Source organism: Rhizobium sp. 01T437, assembly GCF_056398505.1.
On record NZ_JBFTPM010000002.1, the window covers coordinates 139,179 to 159,659 of the forward strand.

At 60.5% G+C, this 20,481-nt stretch carries 15 protein-coding genes; 4 read left to right on the plus strand and 11 right to left on the minus strand.

The window, feature by feature from the left end:
• Positions 1–54 precede the first annotated feature (54 nt).
• The 7 genes from AC1DM5_RS04110 to AC1DM5_RS04140 all read right to left on the minus strand — a co-directional run bounded on the left by AC1DM5_RS04110 (position 55) and on the right by AC1DM5_RS04140 (position 9,876).
• Positions 55–930 (minus strand): 2-hydroxy-3-oxopropionate reductase, encoded by an 876-nt coding sequence (locus AC1DM5_RS04110; protein WP_477823594.1) that lies wholly within the window; start codon positions 928–930, stop codon positions 55–57.
• Between the two features lie 7 nt (positions 931–937).
• Positions 938–1,717 carry a 2-oxo-tetronate isomerase gene (gene otnI, locus AC1DM5_RS04115; RefSeq protein WP_477823593.1) on the minus strand — a complete coding sequence of 260 codons (780 nt, stop codon included), beginning with the start codon at positions 1,715–1,717 and terminating at the stop codon, positions 938–940.
• A 10-nt stretch (positions 1,718–1,727) separates the two neighbouring features.
• Positions 1,728–3,437 carry an ABC transporter ATP-binding protein gene (locus AC1DM5_RS04120; protein WP_477974642.1) on the minus strand — a complete coding sequence of 570 codons (1,710 nt, stop codon included), beginning with the start codon at positions 3,435–3,437 and terminating at the stop codon, positions 1,728–1,730.
• Between the two features lie 10 nt (positions 3,438–3,447).
• Positions 3,448–4,635 (minus strand): ABC transporter permease, encoded by a 1,188-nt coding sequence (locus AC1DM5_RS04125; protein WP_477823591.1) that lies wholly within the window; start codon positions 4,633–4,635, stop codon positions 3,448–3,450.
• Between the two features lie 10 nt (positions 4,636–4,645).
• Complete coding sequence (locus AC1DM5_RS04130) at positions 4,646–5,632, minus strand: ABC transporter permease (RefSeq protein ID WP_477974644.1); 987 nt, start codon at positions 5,630–5,632, stop codon at positions 4,646–4,648.
• Between the two features lie 107 nt (positions 5,633–5,739).
• Positions 5,740–7,848, minus strand: a complete 2,109-nt coding sequence (locus AC1DM5_RS04135; protein ID WP_477823589.1) for a family 10 glycosylhydrolase — start codon at positions 7,846–7,848, stop codon at positions 5,740–5,742.
• A gap of 102 nt (positions 7,849–7,950) precedes the next feature.
• On the minus strand, positions 7,951–9,876 hold the full coding sequence (locus AC1DM5_RS04140; protein WP_477823588.1) for an ABC transporter substrate-binding protein: 1,926 nt from the start codon (positions 9,874–9,876) through the stop codon (positions 7,951–7,953).
• 185 nt (positions 9,877–10,061) lie between these two features.
• On the opposite strand from AC1DM5_RS04140, the gene AC1DM5_RS04145 reads away from it, so the two are divergent.
• The gene (locus tag AC1DM5_RS04145) at positions 10,062–11,117 is read left to right on the plus strand and encodes a LacI family DNA-binding transcriptional regulator (RefSeq protein WP_477974646.1); all 1,056 of its coding nucleotides are present in this window, start codon (positions 10,062–10,064) and stop codon (positions 11,115–11,117) included.
• Between the two features lie 39 nt (positions 11,118–11,156).
• On the opposite strand, the gene AC1DM5_RS04150 is transcribed toward AC1DM5_RS04145, so the two are convergent.
• Complete coding sequence (locus AC1DM5_RS04150) at positions 11,157–11,924, minus strand: TIM barrel protein (protein WP_477974648.1); 768 nt, start codon at positions 11,922–11,924, stop codon at positions 11,157–11,159.
• 163 nt (positions 11,925–12,087) lie between these two features.
• On the opposite strand from AC1DM5_RS04150, the gene AC1DM5_RS04155 reads away from it, so the two are divergent.
• Together AC1DM5_RS04155 and AC1DM5_RS04160 are read left to right on the plus strand one after the other, a co-directional pair.
• Positions 12,088–12,876, plus strand: a complete 789-nt coding sequence (locus AC1DM5_RS04155; RefSeq protein ID WP_477823585.1) for an SDR family NAD(P)-dependent oxidoreductase — start codon at positions 12,088–12,090, stop codon at positions 12,874–12,876.
• 207 nt (positions 12,877–13,083) lie between these two features.
• Positions 13,084–13,545: an RrF2 family transcriptional regulator gene (locus AC1DM5_RS04160; RefSeq protein WP_477823584.1), complete on the plus strand. Its 462-nt coding sequence runs from the start codon at positions 13,084–13,086 to the stop codon at positions 13,543–13,545.
• Between the two features lie 66 nt (positions 13,546–13,611).
• Here the strand turns inward: AC1DM5_RS04160 and AC1DM5_RS04165 are convergent, their stop codons facing one another.
• Positions 13,612–14,736 carry an acyl-CoA dehydrogenase family protein gene (locus tag AC1DM5_RS04165; protein ID WP_477823583.1) on the minus strand — a complete coding sequence of 375 codons (1,125 nt, stop codon included), beginning with the start codon at positions 14,734–14,736 and terminating at the stop codon, positions 13,612–13,614.
• Positions 14,737–14,898: 162 nt separating this feature from the next.
• Between AC1DM5_RS04165 and AC1DM5_RS04170 the strand changes: the two genes are divergently transcribed.
• On the plus strand, positions 14,899–15,675 hold the full coding sequence (locus AC1DM5_RS04170; protein ID WP_477823582.1) for a metallophosphoesterase: 777 nt from the start codon (positions 14,899–14,901) through the stop codon (positions 15,673–15,675).
• A 7-nt stretch (positions 15,676–15,682) separates the two neighbouring features.
• Here the strand turns inward: AC1DM5_RS04170 and AC1DM5_RS04175 are convergent, their stop codons facing one another.
• Both AC1DM5_RS04175 and AC1DM5_RS04180 read right to left on the minus strand, forming a co-directional pair.
• The gene (locus tag AC1DM5_RS04175; RefSeq protein ID WP_477974650.1) at positions 15,683–18,862 is read right to left on the minus strand and encodes an efflux RND transporter permease subunit; all 3,180 of its coding nucleotides are present in this window, start codon (positions 18,860–18,862) and stop codon (positions 15,683–15,685) included.
• The gene (locus tag AC1DM5_RS04180) at positions 18,859–20,034 is read right to left on the minus strand and encodes an efflux RND transporter periplasmic adaptor subunit (protein WP_477823580.1); all 1,176 of its coding nucleotides are present in this window, start codon (positions 20,032–20,034) and stop codon (positions 18,859–18,861) included. Before AC1DM5_RS04180 ends, AC1DM5_RS04175 begins: the two co-directional genes overlap by 4 nt.
• Between the last annotated feature and the right edge of the window lie 447 nt (positions 20,035–20,481).

Here is a 20,481-nt window from a genome sequence, read left to right on the forward strand (position 1 = left end):
GCTCCGGCAGGAGGCAATCGAAGATGTCGTCCGGGTGTTCTAGGTGGTCTTGATCTAGCGCGGCCCTCCGGCGAGGAGCTCGAGCGTGCGAATAAGGGCGGAATGGTCGCGTTCACCATCGCCATTGGCAATAGCGGCATTCATGAGCTGCTGGGTGGCCGCCGTATTCGGCAGCGAGAGGTCGAGCGCGCGTGCGGCATCGACGGCGAGCGTCATGTCCTTGCGGTGCAGGCGGATGCGGAAGCCCGGTTCGAAAGTTTCCTTGACCATGCGTTCGCCATGCACTTCGAGAATGCGCGAGGCGGCAAAGCCACCCATCAGGGCGGCGCGCACCTTGGCCGGATCGGCGCCGGCGCGTTTGGCAAAGAGCAGCGCTTCGGAGACGGCTTCGATGGTGAGACCGACGATGATCTGGTTGGCGACCTTGGCGGTCTGGCCGTCGCCGACGCCGCCGACCAGCGTGATGTTCTTGCCCATCTTCTCAAAGAGCGGCCTGGCGCGCTCGAAAGCCGTTTCCTTGCCGCCGATCATGATCGTCAGCGAGGCAGCCTTGGCGCCGACCTCGCCGCCGGAGACAGGTGCATCGACGTAATCGCAGTCAAGCGCTTCGATGCGCTTGGCAAAGCCCTTGGTGGCGACAGGCGAGATCGAACTCATGTCGATCACCAGCTTGCCGGCAGACAGGCCGGAGGCGACGCCGTCTTCGCCAAAGAGCACGGTTTCGACGTCAGGCGTATCCGGCAGCATCAGGATGATGATGTCGGAGGCTTCCGCGACAGCCTTGGCGCTATGAGCGGCCTTGCCGCCTTTACTGACGAGATGCTGGGAGGTCTCCTTCACGCGGCTCAGATACAGCGTATGGCCGGCATCGATCAGGTGTTCCGCCATCGGGCGGCCCATGACGCCCAGTCCGATAAAACCGATATTCATGTCACGCTCACTTCCGATAGGGTTTCATCCAGCCAAGGCCCTCACTGGTGCCGGCTTTCGGCTTGTATTCGCAGCCGACCCAGCCGTCGTAGCCGAGGCGGTCGAGTTCGGAGAGGATGAAGCTGTAGTTGATCTCGCCCGTGCCGGGTTCGTTGCGGCCAGGATTATCGGCGATCTGCACATGGGCAATCCGGTCCTTCAGCCTTGTGAAGGTCGGGATCAGATCGCCCTGCATGATCTGCATGTGGTAGAAATCATACTGGATGTAGAGATTGTCGGAGCCGACCTTTTCGAGGATGCGTTCTGCATGATCGGTGTTCGACAGGAAGAAGCCGGGAATGTCGCGCAGGTTAATCGGCTCGATCAGCAGCTTCACGCCGGCATCTGCAGTGCGTTCGGCAGCATATTTCAGGTTATCCACCAGCACCTTTTCCAGCGTCTCGAGGTCGGCACCCTTTGGCACGAGGCCGGAGATGACGTTGACCTGCGGGCAGGCGAGCGCCTTGGCGTAATCGAGGGCGAGCGAGATGCCGTTGCGGAATTCCTCGATACGGTCCGGCAGGCAGGCGATGCCGCGCTCGCCGCCGGCCCAGTCACCGGAGGGAACGTTGAAGAGAGCTTGCTTCAGGCCGTTTGCCTGGAGCGTATCGGCGACCTTTTCCTTCGGCTCGGCATAGGGGCCGAGATATTCGAGCGCTCCGAAACCGTCTTTCGCGGCGGCGGCGAAACGATCGAGGAAGGCAAGGTCTTGGTACAGGAAGGATAGATTGGCGGAAAATTTCGGCACTGGAACATCCTCAGGCATTGGCGGGAGCGACGAAACGATGCCGGTGCAGCATGCGCTTGTCGCGAGGGTCGGGATTGGGAACGGCTGAAATGAGGCTCTTCGTATAGGCCTCCTGCGGCGCGGTGCAGATCTGCTCAGCTTCGCCGAGTTCGACGATCTTGCCGCGATGCATGACGGCGACGCGGTCGCAGAAGTAGCGGACCACGGAAATGTCGTGGGAAATGAAGATGAAGCTCAGGTTCAGACGCTGGCGGATATCGAGCAGAAGATCGAGGATCTGGCTGCGGATGGAGACGTCGAGCGCCGAGGTTGCCTCATCGGCGATGATGATGCGGGGATCGAGCGCAAGCGCCCGGGCAATGCCGATGCGCTGGCGCTGGCCGCCGGAGAAGGCATGCGGATAACGCTCCATGCCCATCGGATCGAGGCCGACGAGACGCATCAGTTCGGCGACGCGGTCTTCCAGCGCCTTGCCCTTGGCGAGGCCGTTGACGATGAGGGGATCGGCGATCACTTCCTTGACGGTCATGCGCGGGTTCAGCGAGGCGAAGGGATCCTGGAAGACGAGGCGGACTTCCCGATGGAAATTGCGCAGCTCCTTCTTGCCGACCTTGGTGACGTCGGTCTCGCCGCCATTCTTACCGCGATAGAGGACGGTACCGGTGGTCGGCTCGACCGTGCGCAGGATCAGGCGGCCGAGCGTCGTCTTACCCGAACCGCTTTCGCCGACGATGCCGAGGTTTTCACCGGGATAGAGGTCGAAATTGGCGTCATCGACGGCGCGTAGCGTATTGGCATTGCCATGCCAACCGAAGGTCTTGCCGAGATTGCGCACCGAGAGGATCGGTTGCGGCGCTTCGGATGAGAGGGCGATGGCCGGCAGTCTTCCTTCGACATGATGCGTCAGCTTGACCGTCGAGGCCAGCAGCTGGCGTGTATAGGGGTGGGTGGCGGCATGGTAGATCGCATCGACCGGGCCGCGCTCGACGATATGGCCGAAGCGCATGACGGCAACATCATCAGCTACTTCGGCAACCACGCCCATGTCGTGGGTGATCAGCAGCATCGCCATGCCGCGCTCGACCTGCAGGCGCTTGATGAGATCGAGGATTTCGGCCTGCGTCGTCACGTCGAGGGCTGTTGTCGGCTCGTCGGCGATGAGGATATCGGGATTGCCGGCGAGCGCCATGGCGATCATGGCGCGCTGGCGCATGCCGCCTGAAAATTCGAACGTATAGCGATCGGCCATCTTGTCGGGATTGGGGATTTCTACCTGCCGCAGCAGTTCGACCATGCGGGCACGCGCCGCTTTCTTGTCGAGAGTGCTGTGCAGTCGGATCGCCTCGATGATCTGCGAGCCGATCGTGTGGACCGGCGAGAGCGAACTCATCGGCTCCTGGAAGACGAGGCCGATGCGGCGGCCGCGGATCTCGCGCATGGCGCGGCTGCCGGGCGGGAGCGTGGCGATATCGGTGACCTCGCCGCCGTTGCGCAGCAGGATGCGGCCGCCGACGATGGTGCCGGGCTTATCGACGATCTGCAGCAGCGAACGGGCGGTGACGCTCTTACCCGAGCCGCTTTCGCCGACGAGGCAAAGCGTCTGGCCGCGTTTGAGCTGGAAGCTGACATCTTCGACAGCGTGCAGGATATGCGTGCGCAGCCGGAAATCGATCGAGAGGTTTTCAACCGAGAGGACAACGTCTTCGGGAAGATCGGTCATGGCTTCCTCCTCAATTGTCATAGGGATCGGCTGCATCGCGCAGGCCATCGCCGAAGAAGTTGAAGGACAGGACGGCGATGACGACCGCGAGCGACGGCCAGATCAGCAGCCAGGGCGCGGTCGCGACCGTGCGGATATTCTGCGCGTCCTGCAACAGCACGCCCCAGCTGACGACAGGCGGCTTGAGGCCGATGCCGAGGAAGGAGAGCGAGGTTTCGGCAACGATCATCGTCGGCACTGCGAGGGTGACGACGGCGAGGATATGGCTCGTCAGTGAGGGCAGGATGTGGCGGAAGATCAGCCGTGCCTCACTCGACCCGTCGAGTTTGGCGGCGGTGACGAAATCTTCGCTGCGCAGCGCCAGGAAGCGGCCTCGCACCTCACGGGCAAGGCTGGTCCAGCCGAGCAGGGAGACGATGATGGTGATGACGAAATAGACGTTGACCGGCGACCAAGTCAGCGGGATCGCCGCCGCAAGGCCGAGCCAGAGCGGGATGGTCGGCATGGCGCTGACGACCTCGATGACGCGCTGGATCAGCGTATCCACCCAGCCGCCATAGAAGCCGGAGATCGAGCCAAGCACGACGCCGAGCACCAATGACATGGCGACCCCGACGAGGCCGATCGACATGGAAATTCTGGTGCCGTAGATCAGCCGGGTCAGGACGTCACGGCCAAGACGGTCGGCGCCGAGCAGGTACATCGGGTCATTGGGGTTGATCGGGCCGATGAAATGCGTGGTCATCGGGATCAGGCCCCAGAGCTGATAGGCAGGGCCTTTGACGAAGAAGCCGATCGGCACGACCTTGGTGTCATCGACCACGAAAGTGCGCCTCAGCGCCACCTTGTCGATCTCCACCTTGTAGCCCTTCACGTGGAAATTGAACTCGGAGCTGCCGTCAGGTTTCTCCACGAAGAAGCTGAAACCTTGCGGCGGCGCGTAAGTATATTGCGGCTTGGAGGTTGCGGGCAGCGAAGGCGCAAGGAATTCGGCGAAGAGGCCGACGAGATAAAGGAATAGGATGATCGCGCCGGCAACCATCGCCACTTTCTGGCGGATCAGCTTGCCGGCAATCAGCCGCCACGGGCCGATCGCGGCGATCGAGACGGTCTTGCCCTGTTTCAGCGGGCTGATCGACGGGCCGTCGGCGACGACGTTCAGGGGGCCGGTATGGGTTGCGAATGTTTCGTGGGTCATCGGCGCCTCTTCAATTGAACCGGATGCGCGGATCGAGCAGCGCAAGCAGCAGGTCCGAGAGGAGCATGCCGACGAGGGTCAGCGCTGACAGCAACAGGATAAAGCTGCCGGCAAGATACATGTCCTGCGAAACCAGGGCGCGGAAGAGCAGCGGCCCGGCGGTCGGGAGGTTGAGGACGATAGCGGTAATCGTCACGCCGGAGACGAGATGCGGCAGCACCCAGCCGATGGCCGAAACGAAGGGGTTGAGCGCGATGCGCACCGGATATTTGAGGATGACCTTGTATTCCGGCAGGCCCTTGGCGCGGGCGGTGATCACATAAGGTTTGTGCAGCTCGTCCGTCAGATTGGCGCGCAGGATGCGGATCATGGCAGCGGTACCCGAGGCGCCGATGATGATGATGGGTATCCAGAGATGGGCAAGGAAATCGCCGGCCTTGGCGAGGCTCCAGGGCGCCTCGGCAAATTCGGGCGAGTTGAGACCGCCGACGCTCTGGCCGAGATACCGATAGGCGACATACATCAGCGTCAGCGCCAGGATGAAGTTCGGCACTGCGAGACCGATGAAACCGAAGAAGGTGAAGACGTGGTCGCTGATCGAATGGCGGCGTACGGCGGAATAGATGCCGATCGGCAGGGCGACGATCCAGACGAAGAGCAGGCTCAAGAGCGAGATGACCAGCGTCGAGCCCATGCGCGCCCAGATGAGGCCGGAGACGGGCTGGTTCCACTCGAAGGACCAGCCGAAATCGCCGCGACTGACGATGCCCCATATCCATTTGAGATACTGGATATAGAAGGGATCGTCGAAACCGTAGATCTCTTTCAGCCGCTCGATCTGCGCGGGATCCACAGCCTGACCGCTGTCGCTCATCGTCGCGATCATCGACGTCAGGTAGTCACCCGGCGGCAGCTGAATGATCATGAACGAGATCAGCGACATGCCGATCAAGGTCGGGATCATATAGAGCACGCGCTTGAAGATGTAGCCAAGCATCGGAATGTTTCTCCTCCCGTTGGGAGTGCCCGGCCGGGCGCTTCCTTCGGATCTCCATCCGCTTCCGGCCCCTCCAGGCCAAAAGCGCTCCTCCTCTTTTCAACACCTCATTTCCAGGTGAGGTGCAGCACCTCCAGCCGCTCGATGCCCGGCACCTCCACCTGTGCGCGGCCATCCCTAACGCTGAAGTTTGCGGCGCGGTCGGTAACGACGAGCCATGCCTTCGCCACCGATTTGCCTTCAGGAATTTCCACTGAAACCGTCTGGGCCGCCAGAGGGTAATTTTCGCGTATCGGACCCTTCATCATCATCGGGTTGGTGAGGTTGAAGAGGCTGAGCGCGATACCTTCGGCATTTTCGCGCAGCGCCATGTCGATGACGCCGGGGCCTTCGACGGTGACGCGTGGCGTCTTGCCGAGTGCCCAGCTCACAGCATTGGCAATCAGCTTTCCATGATCGACGGCGAAGACTTCCCAGAAGATTTCGCCAATATTCCAAGGGATATAGACGGTGCGGCCGCCCTTGCCGGTTTCGCGGGCGATGACGCCGGCGCCTTCCGGTGCCTTTCGCGGATAAACCTCTTCCATCGGCAGATCCGGAAAGTCGGGAACATAGAGGAAGGGTGTCGTCGCGTTGCCGATAGGGTCAGCATGGACAAGGCGCGTGCCACCCATGATGCGCTCGGCACCCTCATAACCCTGATTGATCGGATGGTCGCCAGACAGCGCCACATAGGTGTTCTTGACGATGCCACGTGGGCCGGAGACGAATTTGGCGCCGAGTACGTCGGAGAGGCCGAATTCGCTGCGCTTCTTGCCGAATTCGTCGCGCAGAGAGGTTTCGTAGGAGGCGACGACACTGCCGCCGCGCTCGACATAGGCGCGGATTGCCTCGTTCTGGGCATCCGAAAGGCAGGAGGCGTTGGCGAGGACGATCAGCTTGAAGCGATCGAGGTTCTCCTTCGTGAGAACCTGATCGGAGAGAAGCTCGAAGGGAAGACGGGCTTCGACGAGGGCATGATAGAAACCGAGATCGTGTTTTTCGGCACTGTGGCGTTCTTCCGGTGCCCAGTGGCGGAGCGTGGTCGAAGGATCGACGACGGCGATTTCGGCCGTCGGATTCATGCTCTCAAGCACCGGCTCGACAGCCGCCTGCAAGGCGAATGCGTCGGCGACCGGTTCCACCCAGCGCTTGTCGGGTACAACGCCATTGAATTTGGTGAACCAGGCATAGAGGCCATGGGCCGTGCCGTCATTGATCCAGAGCTGCATTTCCTCGCCCGAGGTGACCGCGTCCTTCCAGCGATATTCTTCTTCCGGGCCGATCGAGGTGATGAGCACGACGGGGCGATCGGGGAAGGTGGCGCGGATACGCTTGCCGTTGCGGCCGGCCGACCAGCCAAGTTCCAGACCCTTACGGCCCTGGTGATCGACGACGAGGAAGGGGCAATGTTTGGCGATAACCGAGAGGTCGAATTCCATCAGCGAGGCGCCGCCCATGTTGGGGATGAAGCTCGCATGGGGGCGGATCGCTTTGACCGCATCGTCCCACTGGGCGATCATGTCGGTCAGCACCCGGCGGCGCCATTGCAACCAGCTCTGCCAGGCTGGATCATCGGCATCCGCCTTCTTCGGCAGCGCGTGGCCGAACATATCCTTGAAGCGGCGGGCGCTGTCTTCGCCGTAATCGACGCCGTGGCCCTGCCAGCGATTGGCAAAGACTGCATCGATATCGTATTTGCGGACGATCTCCTTCACCACCTCGGGCATGAAGACGGTGTTGTAGTCACCATAGGCATTGGTGACCCAGACATCGGGATAGGCCCAATGCCGGCGCGGCGTGCCATCGGCATTGATCATCACCCATTCGGGATGCGCCTTGGCGGCATCGTCGTGGATGGCATGCGGATCGACACGGGCCATGACATGCATGTCGAGCTTGCGGGCGGCATCGACGAGTGCGCCGAAGATGTCCTTATCACCCAGATATTTGCTCACGTAGTGATAGGGCACTTCGCTCGGATAATAGGCGATGTAGCCGCCGGCGCTGAGGCACACGGCGTTGGATTTCGTGCGCTTGAAGACATCGACCCAGAAGGCCGGATCGTATTTTTCCGGATCGTCTTCCACGAAGGTCAGCTGGGTCCAGCGCGTTGCGGTCTTGAACCAGTCCGGCGCGCGCAGCGTGTCGGTGTTCTGTCTTCTGGCGTCGAGCATCGTCTTCATCCAATCATTGGCAAACGAGGGCATTGGCAAAAGAGGGCCGTGGCGCCGGCCGGTTGGGCCGGCGCCTGGAAAACATCATTGCTGTCGAGGCCATCAGACCTTGTAGAACTGCTCCGGCATGGTGGGAGCGGGGGTCGGCCAACCGAAGGAATTCGGCATGGTCTTCGTGATGTTCTTCATGTTGTTCTTGACGACGCCATAGCCATCCGGCGGCTGGGAAATGCCGAAGACATAAAAGCTTTCGGCAGCACTCTGCAGGATCTGTTTCATGATCTCCTGCTGGCCGGTGGGATCGGAGGTCGCCTTCAGCTTGTCATAGAGCTCAAGCTGCTTCTTCGTTTCTTCCGGTGGTTCTTCCGCATTGGCGTTGTTGCGGTCGAGATACCAGAGCTGCCAGGCCGGAGCGTACATGGCGTTCGAATCCGTCGGCACGTAGTAACGCGGGTCGAGCATGGCCGCGACGCCGCCATTGGCGCCGAACTGGTGGGCCGTCGCATCGAAATCGCGGCCCTGGCGGACGCGGGTTTCCCAGAGCGAGCGGTCCATGGTGCGCATCTGCGCATCGATGCCGACAGCCTGGAACATCGGGATGACTAGCTGGAAGAGATCGAGGAAGACAGCACGCGCCTGGTCAATTTCGAAGATCACCGTCAGGCGGCGGCCCTTCTCGTCCAGACGGAAGTTCTGGTCGTCGCGCTTCGGGATCAGCGTGTCGAGCATGGCATTCGCCTTGTCGACATCATAGCTCGTAAACTGCGTGGCAAGCTGCTCGTTGTAGAGCGGATCGCCCTGCTTGATCGATGGCTGGGCCGGTGCACCCTGGCCGACGAGTACGGCATCGATCAGCGACTGGCGATCGAGCGCCATGGAGAGTGCCGCGCGAAAATCCTTGTTGCGGAAGAGCTTTCGCTTGGTCTCGTCATTATGGTTCAGGTTGAAGATGAAGTTCATCACATTGGCTTCGGTTGAAGTCAGCGTGTAGAAATCGTACTTGCCCTGCTCGCGCGCATCGTAGAGCACCGACTTGTTGTTCGGTGTCGCAATATACTGGTCCATGAGGTCGATTTCACCCTGCATGACCTTGAGTAGCAGCACCTGCGGATCGGCGACCATCTGGTAGACGATGCGATCCATATAGGGGAGCTGGTTACCTTCCGTATCTACCTTCCAGTAGAAGGGGTTTCGTTCGGCGACGGCGCGTTCCGTATTTTCGCCTGGTGCGGTGGTAAACATCCAGGCATTCAGGCAGGGCTTCTTCGAGGAGTTCAGGAAGAAGGCGTTGTCGTCCTGGAAGCCGGAAGCGGACTGGAAGGCGGCAATCCAGGTTTCGAAGCCGCGCTGTTTGGCAAGCTCGTCCGCCTTCGGGTTATAGTCGATATGGAATTGTTCGAGATAATGTTTCGGGCAGCGCGTGGTGTGATCGCTGTTGGCCCAGGCAACCTGCAATGGGAACATACCGTTAGGTTTATCGAAGATAACTTTAAACGTCTGTTCGTCAACGATTTCGAGCTTGGCCGGCTTGCCTGCCGTTTTCCAGTGGCCCTGGCCGTTCACGGCGACGCGCTTGTCGGTCAGGATCGTGTCGTACCAGAATTTCACGTCGGCCGTGGTGTAGGGCTGGCCGTCGGACCATTTCATGCCCTTGCGCAGGCGGATGGTATATTCGGTGGAATCGGCGTTGCCATCGAAGGCCTCGGCGACATTCAGCGTCACGCCGGACCAGTCGGGCGTGTAGCGCAGCAGCGGCTCATAGGCCTGATAGCGGAACAACATCGAGAGCGAACCGCCGCCAACGAGCGCCATATTCCAGTCGCCACCATATTTTCCGACGCTTTCGACCGGCTTGATGACGAGCGGATTCTCCGGCAACCGGTCCTTGAGGGCCGGCAACGCGCCGCTTGAAACCTTGTCTTTCAGAATGCCTGCTTCCTTGTAGTCGGCGGCGAAGGCCGACAAGGCCGGCAGGATCATAACGGCCGAAGTCCCGGCCAGAAACGCACGACGTTTCAGCTTGATCATAGGGTTCTCCTCCAAAAATCCTCAGCTCTTATCGTTATATTTTGCTTTCGGGCTGGGATAACGAGAAGATACATTTGGATATTGTTAGGTAAAGCGTTATGTTTTGTTAGTGCGGGAATTTGCAATTCCGGTAGGGAACGTGTAGCGAAGCGCTCCGAATGCCGGATGGAACATCGAGGTGGAGAGTGGGAAGCAGGGGGCGAGTTACCTTACAGACGATCGCGCGGGAGGTCGGCCTCTCGAAATATGCGGTGTCGCGCTCGCTGGCAGGCAAGAGCGGTGTCAGTGAGGAGACGCGCGCGCTGATCCGCGCGGCGGCTGAACGGCTGGGCTACACGCGCCCTGCCGGCCAATCGCAGACCAATGATATCGCCGTCGTTTTCCACGATCTCGATGCCGTCAACAGCGAACTCTACATGCAAATCCAGAATGGCGTGCAGCGTGAGGCGCATAGGCTTGGCATGGCGCTACGCATCCGCTGGACCCACAGTGCCGGTCAGTTGGAAGAACTGGGGCGGTCCTGCGCCGGTTTACTGCTCGTCGGACCGCATGATCGTGAAGCGATCGCAGCGGCAACAGCGACCGGTGTGCCGATCGTGCGTTTCGGCTGGGTCGATCCGCTGGAGCAGGCCGATCAGGTGACCGGCACCGACCATGAGGCTGGGCAGGCGGTATTGCAATATCTGATCGAACTCGGCCATCGGTCGATCGCCTATGTCAACGGCACGCCTGGTTTCCGCGGCCGGCGCGAGCGCTTCTACGGTGCGCGGGAGATTGCCGAACGCTGCGAGGATGTCTTGCTGCATGTGTTAAGCTTCGACGAACAGATCGGCTTCGGCGAGGTTTTCAAGGACCTCAAGGCAAAGGGTATCCACCCGACGGCTTTCTTCTGTGCCCATGATGGACTGGCGCTGACCGTGGTTTCCGAATTGCTGGGCCAGGGCTATCGCATTCCCGATGACGTCTCGGTCGTCGGCTTCGGCGATTTCTCGCCGGCCACGCAGATTTCGCCGTCATTGACGACGGTGAAAATGGAAGGGCAGGAGGGCGGGGCCGTCGGTCTGCGGCTGCTCCTGGAGCGGATAGAAAATCCACGCCTGCCCGGCATGCCTGCCCGCCGCGTCATGATCGCTTCACGCATCGTCGAGCGCCGTTCGGCTGGTCCGTGCAAGGTGGCGGCAGTTGCCGATCCGGCAAAGCCGAAATCGGAAGCCGATCAGCACAGTGCACTTGTGAAGTGATCGGGCTGATGCTGCCGGATAACGGCAGAATGCTGAACGTCAGCCCAAGGTCGCAATTGCCGCCTTCACCGCATCCGCTCCCGGAGCCGTTGGCTTGTATTCCAAGCCGATGGCACCGGTGTAGCCGTTGGAGAAGATCCAGTTCAGGCGGTGAGCGAGATCGATCGTGCCGGTGCCGGGTTCGTTGCGGCCGGGGTGGTCAGCGACATGAACGTGGAAAACGCGGTCGATGCGGCCGGCCAGAACATCTTCAGTGCGCTCATCCATGACTGCGGAATGATAGATGTCGTAGACGATGCCGATTTCCGGACGGGCGACGTCATCGACGATATCCAGCCCCTCGCGGGCGGAATCGAGAAAATAACCAATGTGGTCGATGCGGATATTGAGCGGCTCGACACCGAGACGCACGCCGCTGTCCTTCAGGATGTCGGCGCCGGCCCGCAGCGTTTCGGTGAGCGCCTTGCGCTGTTCGTCTCGTGTGAAGCCCTCGAGATCGTCGCYGGCCTGCGCGATCAGGACAGGCACGCCGAGGCGTTTCGCGACGACGACGGAATCGGCAAGGCCCTTCAGCCAGGTTTCGCGATTGGCGGTATCGGTCAGCGCGATCATCGGCTCGGCGACGAGGCTCGTCACCTTGAGGCCGGTTTCCTTCAATGCGGCTTCTATCGCGTCGAGGTCCTTGTCCGTCCAGCGCCAAAACTCGATGGCCTTGAGGCCGGCGGCATGGGCACGGCGGATGCGATCGGCGAAATGATCGCCTTCCTCGGCAAACAGCCATTCAATGCAAGCTGAATAAAGACGCATGAAAATTCCTCCACTATGCCCGCAGGCATGCGACAGAACGCGGCCTGCGGCAAGAGGGATCAGTTAGCGGCACCAATGATTTTCTGCCATGGCTTGACGGGCAGAGCCAATGCCGGAAGAGTTGGCGGAGCGGCCGGACCGCCGGCCGGATTGGGAGGATTTCATGGATCTTGGATTGAAGGGGAAGACCGCCGTCATCACGGGTGGTTCGGTCGGTATCGGGCTGGCGATCGCCGAAGGGCTGGCGGCCGAGGGTGCCAACCTCATTTTGTCTGCGCGTGGACGCGAGCGGCTGGATGCTGAAGCCGTGCGCATCGCCGAAAAATATGGTGTCAGCGCCATTGCGGTCGAAAGCGATGTGGCGACTGTCGAAGGCACTGAGGCGATCATCGCGGCGGCAGCCGAACGTGGTGGAGCGGATATTCTCATCAACAATGCCGGCACCGGCTCCAACGAGACGGTCATGGAGGCGCCTGACGAGAAGTGGCAGGCGTATTTTGATCTGCATGTGATGGCCGCCGTGCGCCTTGCCCGCGGAATTGCGCCGCAGATGAAGAAGCGCGGCGGCGGAGTGATCCTTCACAATGCCTCGATCTGTGCCGTGCAGCCGCTGTGGTACGAGCCGATCTACAATGTCACCAAGGCGGCGCTCATGATGTTTTCCAAGACGCTCTCCACAGAGCTCGTCAAGGACAAGATTCGCGTCAACTGCGTCAACGCCGGCCTCATCCTGACGCCCGACTGGATCAAGACCGCCAAGCAGCTGACAGCGGAGACCGGTGGTGACTGGGAGGGCTACCTGCAGAGCGTGGCGGATGAGCATGCCTCGTCCAAACGTTTCGGCACGCCGGAGGAGCTTGCAAACTTCTTCGTCTTCCTCTGCTCCGACCGAGCGAGCTACAGTATTGGCTCCACCTATTTCGTCGACGGCGGCATGCTGAAAACGGTCTAGACGAGACTTCCGGTCTCGCATCGGTTGGCGGTGCGAGACAACCTTCTGGAGGCCTGCAAGGTTCAGGAAACTCTGAATAGCGGTTTTACGGCAACATATTGCTGATGTAGCCTATAAAAACTGGTTATTTTGTTGTCTCTTCATGGTTTTGACTCTATTTGCCTGCTATTACAGAAGCATAATGCCGCAAAGTGCAGGGCGACCCAGATGTTGACGAAAAAAGGAAAATACGGATTGAAGGCGCTGGTCGATCTGGCGCGGCTGGCGCCGGGCGAGACCGCCTTCATCAACGACATCGCGTCGCGCAACAATATTCCGAAGAAGTTTCTCGATACGATTCTGCTCGAACTGCGCAATGTCGGCATCCTGCGGTCGAAGAAGGGGCCGGGCGGCGGCTATTCGTTGTCGCGGCCTGCGTCGGAGATCCGCATTGGTCATGTCATCCGCACGCTGGATGGGCCGCTTGCGCCGATCCGCTGCGCCAGCCGCACGGCTTACGAGGCCTGCGACGACTGCGCCGATCCCGAGACCTGTCAGGTGCGGCGCTCGATGACCGAAGTCCGGGACGCGATCGCCGCCATTCTCGACAACATGACGCTCGAACAGTTCGTTGTCGGCGGCGGTATCGAAACGGTCGAGGAAGAGGTCCCGGTTTCCGCCGCGAGCTGATCCGCGCTCTCTTTATTTTGACGCAATTCCCGATGCAAACCGCGGCACAGTTTTGCGGGAGTTGCTTCAGCTTTCCCTGATTCTTAGAATATGCGCGCCTGCTGCCTTCAACAGCGGCTCGCGCTGGATTGCCATGTCGTGGATGCGGGCGTTGCGCCAGTGACGGTCGAGGTTGAGCGCTATGCTGCCGGTCGCGCCCCGGGCCAGTTCGAAGAGCGCATTTGCCGTGTCCAGCGCCACCTCGGTTGCCGTGAGGCAGGCGGATGAGGCGGAGAAATAGGCTTCCGCCATGGCTGCCTCGGCGGGACTTACCTGGGCGATATCCAGTTTGCGGCCTGCCTGTTCCAGCGCGCCGGTCGCGATTTCGATGCGGATGGCGCGCTCGCCGATTTTGCCAGAGAGGGCAGAGGGCTCCTTCGCCATGACGAGCAGGTCGGCAAAGGCTGCACGGGCGATACCGAGGCTGACGGCTGCCTGCAGCAGAAGGCCCAAGGATTTTTCCGTCGTGTGATCGCCGGATAGGGCGGCGGTGACGGTATCTGCGTTCACATGCAGCTTGCCGGCAATCAGCGTTGCTGTGCCGTTGGTGCGCAGCCCGAAAGCATCCCAGTCGTCCACCGCCTGCAGTTCGTCGCTGTCACGCTGCAGATGCAACGTCACCCTGCGGCGGCCGGGGTCGATCGCTGCTGCGGCGATCCAGTCGGAGAAAAGGATAGCGGCTGCCTGTTCCGACCGGCCTGTCAGGCGAAAGCCGGAGCCCTCGGCAACGAGGCTTGCCTGATCGGTAAAACGGGTTGCAGCGAAACGGTCGCCGTCGAGCGCACGGGTGAAAAGGGCGATCTTCAGTTCTTCCGAGGGCTGGTTGCGCAGCCCTTCCAGCACGCGGAAGTGAGATGCCAGCACGTTGCCGATCGAGGCATCGCTTTCGGCGACGATGGCGACGATCCCGGCGAGCAGGGCGTTGGAAATATCGAGCCCGGTATATTCAGGGGGAACGGTGATTGCTGTGAGGCCGGATTGCGAGAGCGCGTCGAGTTCGGCGTTCGGCATGAGGCGGTTGATGTCGCGCTCGCTTTCCTGCCGGCGAAAGCCGGCCGCAAGCTCGCGAGCCGCGGAGATGGCCTCTTCCTCAGTCTCGATGCGGTGCGCCGGAGGACGCACATTGTCGTGCAGTTGCGATACGGTGCCCATCTGCCACTCTTTCCTAGTGCTAAAAAAGTGCGTGATTGCATCGGCTTGCGTAAGGCCGCTTTTTCCACAAAAGCCCGGCCGGCGGAATTTTCTTACCAGCTTGATCGCCTTGCCGTATGCTCTACTTATGGTTAAGGGACGGCGAACTGATCAGGAATGATGATGAGTGATTCTCTTGCACGAAGCCGCGAGGGTTCGAAGGCTGGACGTCAGCCGCGCCCGCGCGTGAGCATGGATATAGCTGACATCCCCACTTATGCCATCGGCGACGTGCATGGTCGTCTCGACCTGCTGCAGAAAGCGGAAGAGGCGATCGTCCGGGATGCAGAGCATATATCGGGCACCAAACTCATCGTCATGCTTGGCGACTATATCGACCGCGGTCCGCAATCGGCGCATGTCATCAGCCATATCATGGACCCGGCGCCCGAGGGTTTCGAGCGCATCTGCCTTGCCGGCAACCATGAGATCGTCATGCTCGACTATATCGACGGCTGGGCATCCTATGACGACTGGATGACCATGGGTGCCGCCGAGCTCCTGCGATCCTACGGTCTCGATCCCGATCACCTGCCGCTCGTTTTCCGTTCCGGTGCGCAGCTTGACGCCTTCATCCGCCAGTCGCTGCCGCATACCCATATCGATTTCATCCGCTCCCTGCCGATCATGCTCGATACGCCCAATGTAGCCTTCGTGCATGCGGGTATCGACCCGCGTGTGCCGCTCGAAGAGCAGGCCGATGACGACCTGGCTTTCATTCGCCAGCGTTTCCTGGAAAGCCCGCTGCCACTGCCGAAGCTCATCGTCCATGGTCACACGCCCGGCGACCAGCCGGATGTGCAGCCAATGCGGCTGAACCTCGACACCCGCGCCTTCAGGAGCGGCAGACTTTCCGTCGCCCGCTTCTGGCAGGGCCAGGTTTACCTCTTCTCCACCTGAGACCGGTTCAGGCAGCATTCTCCTCTGCATCGACCTGAGCCGGCGCTTCTGCCGGCTTTTTGCGCCAGCGGCGCAGCACGACATAAAAGACCGGCGTCAGGAACAGGCCGAAGATCGTCACACCCAACATGCCCGAAAACACTGCCGTGCCGAGCGACTGGCGCATTTCGGCACCTGGGCCGGTGGCGATGGCAAGCGGCAGGACGCCGAAGATGAAGGCGAAGGCCGTCATCAGGATCGGGCGCAGGCGAAGGTGGCTTGCCTCGATTGCGGCATCCACGACGCTTTTCCCTTCTTCTTCCGCCTGGCGTGCAAACTCGACGATCAGAATGGCGTTCTTSGCCGMAAGGCCGATCAGGACGATCAGGCCGATCTGTGTGAGGACGTTGTTGTCCATTCCTCTTAGCCATACGCCGATCAAAGCGGCGAGCACTGCGAGCGGAACGATGAGGATGATCGCCAGAGGCAGGACCCAGCTTTCATATTGTGCCGCAAGCGCAAGGAAGACGAAGATCACCGACAGGGCGAAGATATAGATGGCGGTATTGCCGGTGTGGGTTTCCTGATAGGCAAGCTCGGTCCATTCAAAGGTCGTTCCCGGTGGCAGGATCTGCTCCGCCAGCGCTTCCATCTTCTTGATGGCGTCGCCGGTCGAAGTGCCCGGAGTCGGATTGCCCTGAAGCGGCACCGAGACATACATATTGTAGCGCTGGACAAGTGCCGGACCGCTGGAGTCCTGGATGTCCATCAGGGTGCCGAGCGGGACCAGTGCGCCGGTTGCCGAGCGAACCTTCAGCGCCAGGATGTCGTCCCTGTCCATGCGGTATTGCCGGTCGGCCTGAGCGCGAACCTGGTAGACGCGCCCGAACGCATTGAAGTCGTTCACATAGGCAACGCCGAGGTTGATGGAGAGCGCGTTGAAGATGTTGGGGATCGGCACGTTCAGGAAACGTGCCTTGTCGCGATCAATCGCGAGGAAATATTGCGGGCTTGCATCCGAGAATGTCGTAAAGACGCCTGTTAGCCCCGGGGTCGTGGCCGCGGCACCCATCATCTGGCGGGCCAGACCAAGGACACGCGTCATGTCCGCGTTTTCAAGATCCGAAATCTGCATCTTGAAGCCGCCGGAATTGCCAACGCCACGTACAGATGGCGGCGGGATGGCAATGATGAAGGCCTCCTGGATGCTCTGCAGCTTGCCATAGAGCTCGCCGATGATCTTGTTGGCGGTTTCGCCACCTTCTTCACGCTCGGCAAAGGATTTGAACGGGACGAAGACGACGCCGGCATTCGAGGCATTGGTAAAAGTTGCACCGCTGAAACCGGCAAATTGCACGGCATTGCCGACGCCCGGCACCGTGCGGGCGATATCGCCCACCTGTTTGACGACGGCGTCGGTGCGCGCAAGAGAGGCTCCGTCCGGAAGCTGGATCACGATGATCGCGTAACCCTGGTCCATGGTTGGGATGAAGCCCGAGGGAACCTTCTGGCCCATATACCATGTCGCTCCGAGCAGGCAGGCGAAGACGACCAGAGAAGCGGTCAACCCTACCCAACTGCTGACCAGATGTCGGACGATCCAGGAATAGCCAGAGCTCATTCGATCGAATCCGCGATTGAAGCCATTCGCAAGCCCGCTTCCCAACTGTGAGAAGATATTCTTAGGCTTGGCTTCGTGATCGTGGGCTTTCAGCAATATGCCAGCCAGTGCAGGCGAAAGCGTCAGCGAATTCAACGCGGAAATGGCTGTAGTGACCGAGATCGTCACCGCAAACTGCTTATAAAACTGCCCGGAAATACCCGGAATGAAGGCCGTCGGCACGAACACTGCGATCAGCACCAGCGAGATGGCGACGACGGCGGTTCCGACCTCGTCCATCGTGACGTGTGCCGCTTGTTTCGGCGTCATGCCGCGCGCCAGGTTTCGCTCGACATTTTCCACCACCACGATCGCATCGTCGACGACGATGCCGATCGCAAGGACGAGGCCGAATAGGGTCAGCATATTGAGCGAGAAGCCGAAGGCGAGCAGCACGGCGAAGGTGCCGATCAGCGATACGGGAATGGCGATGATCGGAATGATGGCGGTTCGCCAGGATTGCAGGAAGACGAGGACGACGATCGCCACGAGGATCGCTGCCTCGGCGATGGTCCTGTAGACTTCATTGATCGAATCCGAGATGAATTCGGTCGTATCGTAGACAATCCGATATTCCAGGCCCTGCGGGAAATTCTGCGAAAGATCCTTCATGATGCCCTGGATCTGATGGGCGGTATCCAGTGCATTGGTTCCCGGCCGGGCGAAGATGCCGAGAGCAACTGCGGGGTCATTGTTGAGATAGCTGTTGGTGACGTAGTCCTGTGCACCAAGCTCGATACGGGCGACATCCTGCAATGCCACAAGCCGGCCGGTGGCCGTCGATTTCACAATGACATAGCGGAACTGGCGCACATCCGAGAAACGTCCGTCGGTTCGCACCGTATATTCAAACGCATTCTTGCCGGTGACGGGTGGGGCGCCGATCTTGCCGCCCGATACCTGGACGTTCTGGTCTCTCAATGCGGCAACGACGTCATCGGATGTCATTCCGTAGGCGGAGAGCTTTTCCGGATCCAGCCAGATTCGCATCGAATACTGGCGCTCGCCGAAGAGCTGTACATCGCCGACGCCGTCAAGGCGCACGAGAACGTCGCGTATGCGGTTACGGGCATAATTCGAGACGTAGAGCTGGTCATAGCGGTGCGACGGCGACAGGAGGTGCACCACCATCATCAGGTCAGGCGAGCTTTTGTCGGTGGTCACGCCAAGCCGCTGAACTTCCTCGGGAAGACGGGGCAGGGCGATAGAAACGCGGTTCTGGACAAGAACCTGGACCTTGTCGAGATCGGTGCCGAGCTTGAAGGTGATCGTCAGCGACATGGCGCCATCGGCGCTGGAGTAGGAAGACATGTAGAGCATGTCTTCCACGCCGTTGATCTGCTGCTCGAGCGGCGTCGAAACCGTATCGGCGATCGTCTGCGGGTCGGCGCCCGGATAGGAGGTGCGCACGACAATGGTCGGCGGCGCGATCTCCGGATATTGGGAGACCGGCAATTGCGTATAGGCAATGCTGCCGACCACGAGAAGAACGATCGAGATGACGGCCGCAAAGATCGGCCGGTCCACGAAGAAATGGGCAAATCTCATTGGCCGCTCTCCGCACCGGCGGTTTCCGGCGGAGCGTCCGTCCGCTCCTTCGGCAGTTCGGTCATCTGAGGTGTTACCTTTGCGCCGGGCCGGGCGCGTATCAGGCCATTGACGATGATCGTCTCGGTGCCGTCGAGGCCTTCGCGAATGACGCGGTAGCCGTAGAGCCGCGGACCGGGCCGCACGGGTTTGGTCGATACCGTGCCGTCTGCGCCGACGACATAGACGACGCGCTCATTCTGGTCTGCGCCGATTGCCTCGTCAGGAACGAGAATGGCCTGATAGGTGTTGGAGGCTTCGACCTGGATGCGACCGAAGAGGCCGGGCTGAAGGACGAGATCGGGATTGGGGAAGCGGGCACGCAGACGAATGGTGCCGCTCTCGTTGTCGATCCGGTTCTCGGCGAAATCGAGTTTTCCCTTGAATGGCTTGGCATTGGGATCCGAGATCGTGACCGTCACATCCAGTCCGCCACCGCCCTGCTGGAGAACCTTGCCGAGCTTGCGTGCCGTGTCGGCGAAATTCAGCAGACGGCGCTCGTCGACGTCGAAATAGAAATCGATCGGGTCGAGAGAAACGATCGTCGTCAGCACCGTCTGGTCGGTCTGCACAAGGTTGCCGGCGGAGATCAGGCGGCGGTCGATGCGGCCGCTGAGCGGCGCGGTGATCTCGGTATATTCCATGTCGAGAGCCGCGCGATCGGCTGCGGCCTGTGCGCCGCGGACGTTGGCCTGGGCCGAATCGAATTCGCGGCGGCGATCGTCCAGCGTCTGCGCCGACTGGCTGCCGCTCGAAGCAAGCGACTGGGCGCGCTTATACTGCGCATCGGCAAAAACCAGAGCCGATTTCGACGCTTCGAGCGCAGCATTGGCCTGATTGAGTGCGGTTACGAACGGCCTCTGATCGATGACGAAGAGCCGGTCGCCTTGTTTCACCAGAGCGCCGTCGGTGAAGTCGATTTCCTGCAGGTAACCACCGACGCGCGAGCGGACGGAGACTTCATCGACAGGTTCGAAACGGCCGATGAACTCATCACTGTCGACCACATCACGCACGACGGGTTTGGCGACGGTAACAGGCGGGGGAGCAGGCGCCTGCTGCGCCTCAGCAATGAGCGGCAGGAAAGCCGCAAAGCAGCCGAGCACCAGTGTCTGTCGAAGCGAATAAGCCATTCCGGTCCCCCTTGCGGGCGGCCGAACGCAGCCGCCTGAACCTATGCCTGAGATAAGCTGTTCATGTCTGCTGGAACGAAAGCATGAGCCTTCGTCCTAAGTCCGAATTCTACTCATGCTTGGCTGCCGGGAAGATGACAGGTGCAGGCCAGCACCTCGAAATCAACCGGAGAGAGAAATTCTGCGTCTCCCTAACTCTATGAAGAAAGACTATAAACGGGAGAATCCAAAAATTGCAAATGCCAATTGATTGCATGGATTTGGAGTTCCGCAAACCCCCGGCATTTCCGCCGATGTGTCGCTTTATCACATTGCTGAGACGAGTTTCGGCCGCTGCTTGAACTTTTCGCGAGGCCGGATCGAAGGCTCTCCTTAGTCCGGGCTGCGGCATTTTGGCCGCAAGTGCGGAATCTTGGGGTTGCATCCTTGTGCACTGCATATGCTCAA

Coding starts and splice junctions, on each gene's coding strand:
- AC1DM5_RS04110 (WP_477823594.1), bottom strand. CDS start 930: ATGAATATCGGTTTTATCGGACTGGGCGTCATGGGCCGCCCGATGGCG.
- AC1DM5_RS04120 (WP_477974642.1), bottom strand. CDS start 3,437: ATGACCGATCTTCCCGAAGACGTTGTCCTCTCGGTTGAAAACCTCTCG.
- AC1DM5_RS04125 (WP_477823591.1), bottom strand. CDS start 4,635: ATGACCCACGAAACATTCGCAACCCATACCGGCCCCCTGAACGTCGTC.
- AC1DM5_RS04130 (WP_477974644.1), bottom strand. CDS start 5,632: ATGCTTGGCTACATCTTCAAGCGCGTGCTCTATATGATCCCGACCTTG.
- AC1DM5_RS04135 (WP_477823589.1), bottom strand. CDS start 7,848: ATGCTCGACGCCAGAAGACAGAACACCGACACGCTGCGCGCGCCGGAC.
- AC1DM5_RS04140 (WP_477823588.1), bottom strand. CDS start 9,876: ATGATCAAGCTGAAACGTCGTGCGTTTCTGGCCGGGACTTCGGCCGTT.
- AC1DM5_RS04155 (WP_477823585.1), top strand. CDS start 12,088: ATGGATCTTGGATTGAAGGGGAAGACCGCCGTCATCACGGGTGGTTCG.
- AC1DM5_RS04160 (WP_477823584.1), top strand. CDS start 13,084: ATGTTGACGAAAAAAGGAAAATACGGATTGAAGGCGCTGGTCGATCTG.
- AC1DM5_RS04165 (WP_477823583.1), bottom strand. CDS start 14,736: ATGGGCACCGTATCGCAACTGCACGACAATGTGCGTCCTCCGGCGCAC.
- AC1DM5_RS04170 (WP_477823582.1), top strand. CDS start 14,899: ATGAGTGATTCTCTTGCACGAAGCCGCGAGGGTTCGAAGGCTGGACGT.
- AC1DM5_RS04180 (WP_477823580.1), bottom strand. CDS start 20,034: ATGGCTTATTCGCTTCGACAGACACTGGTGCTCGGCTGCTTTGCGGCT.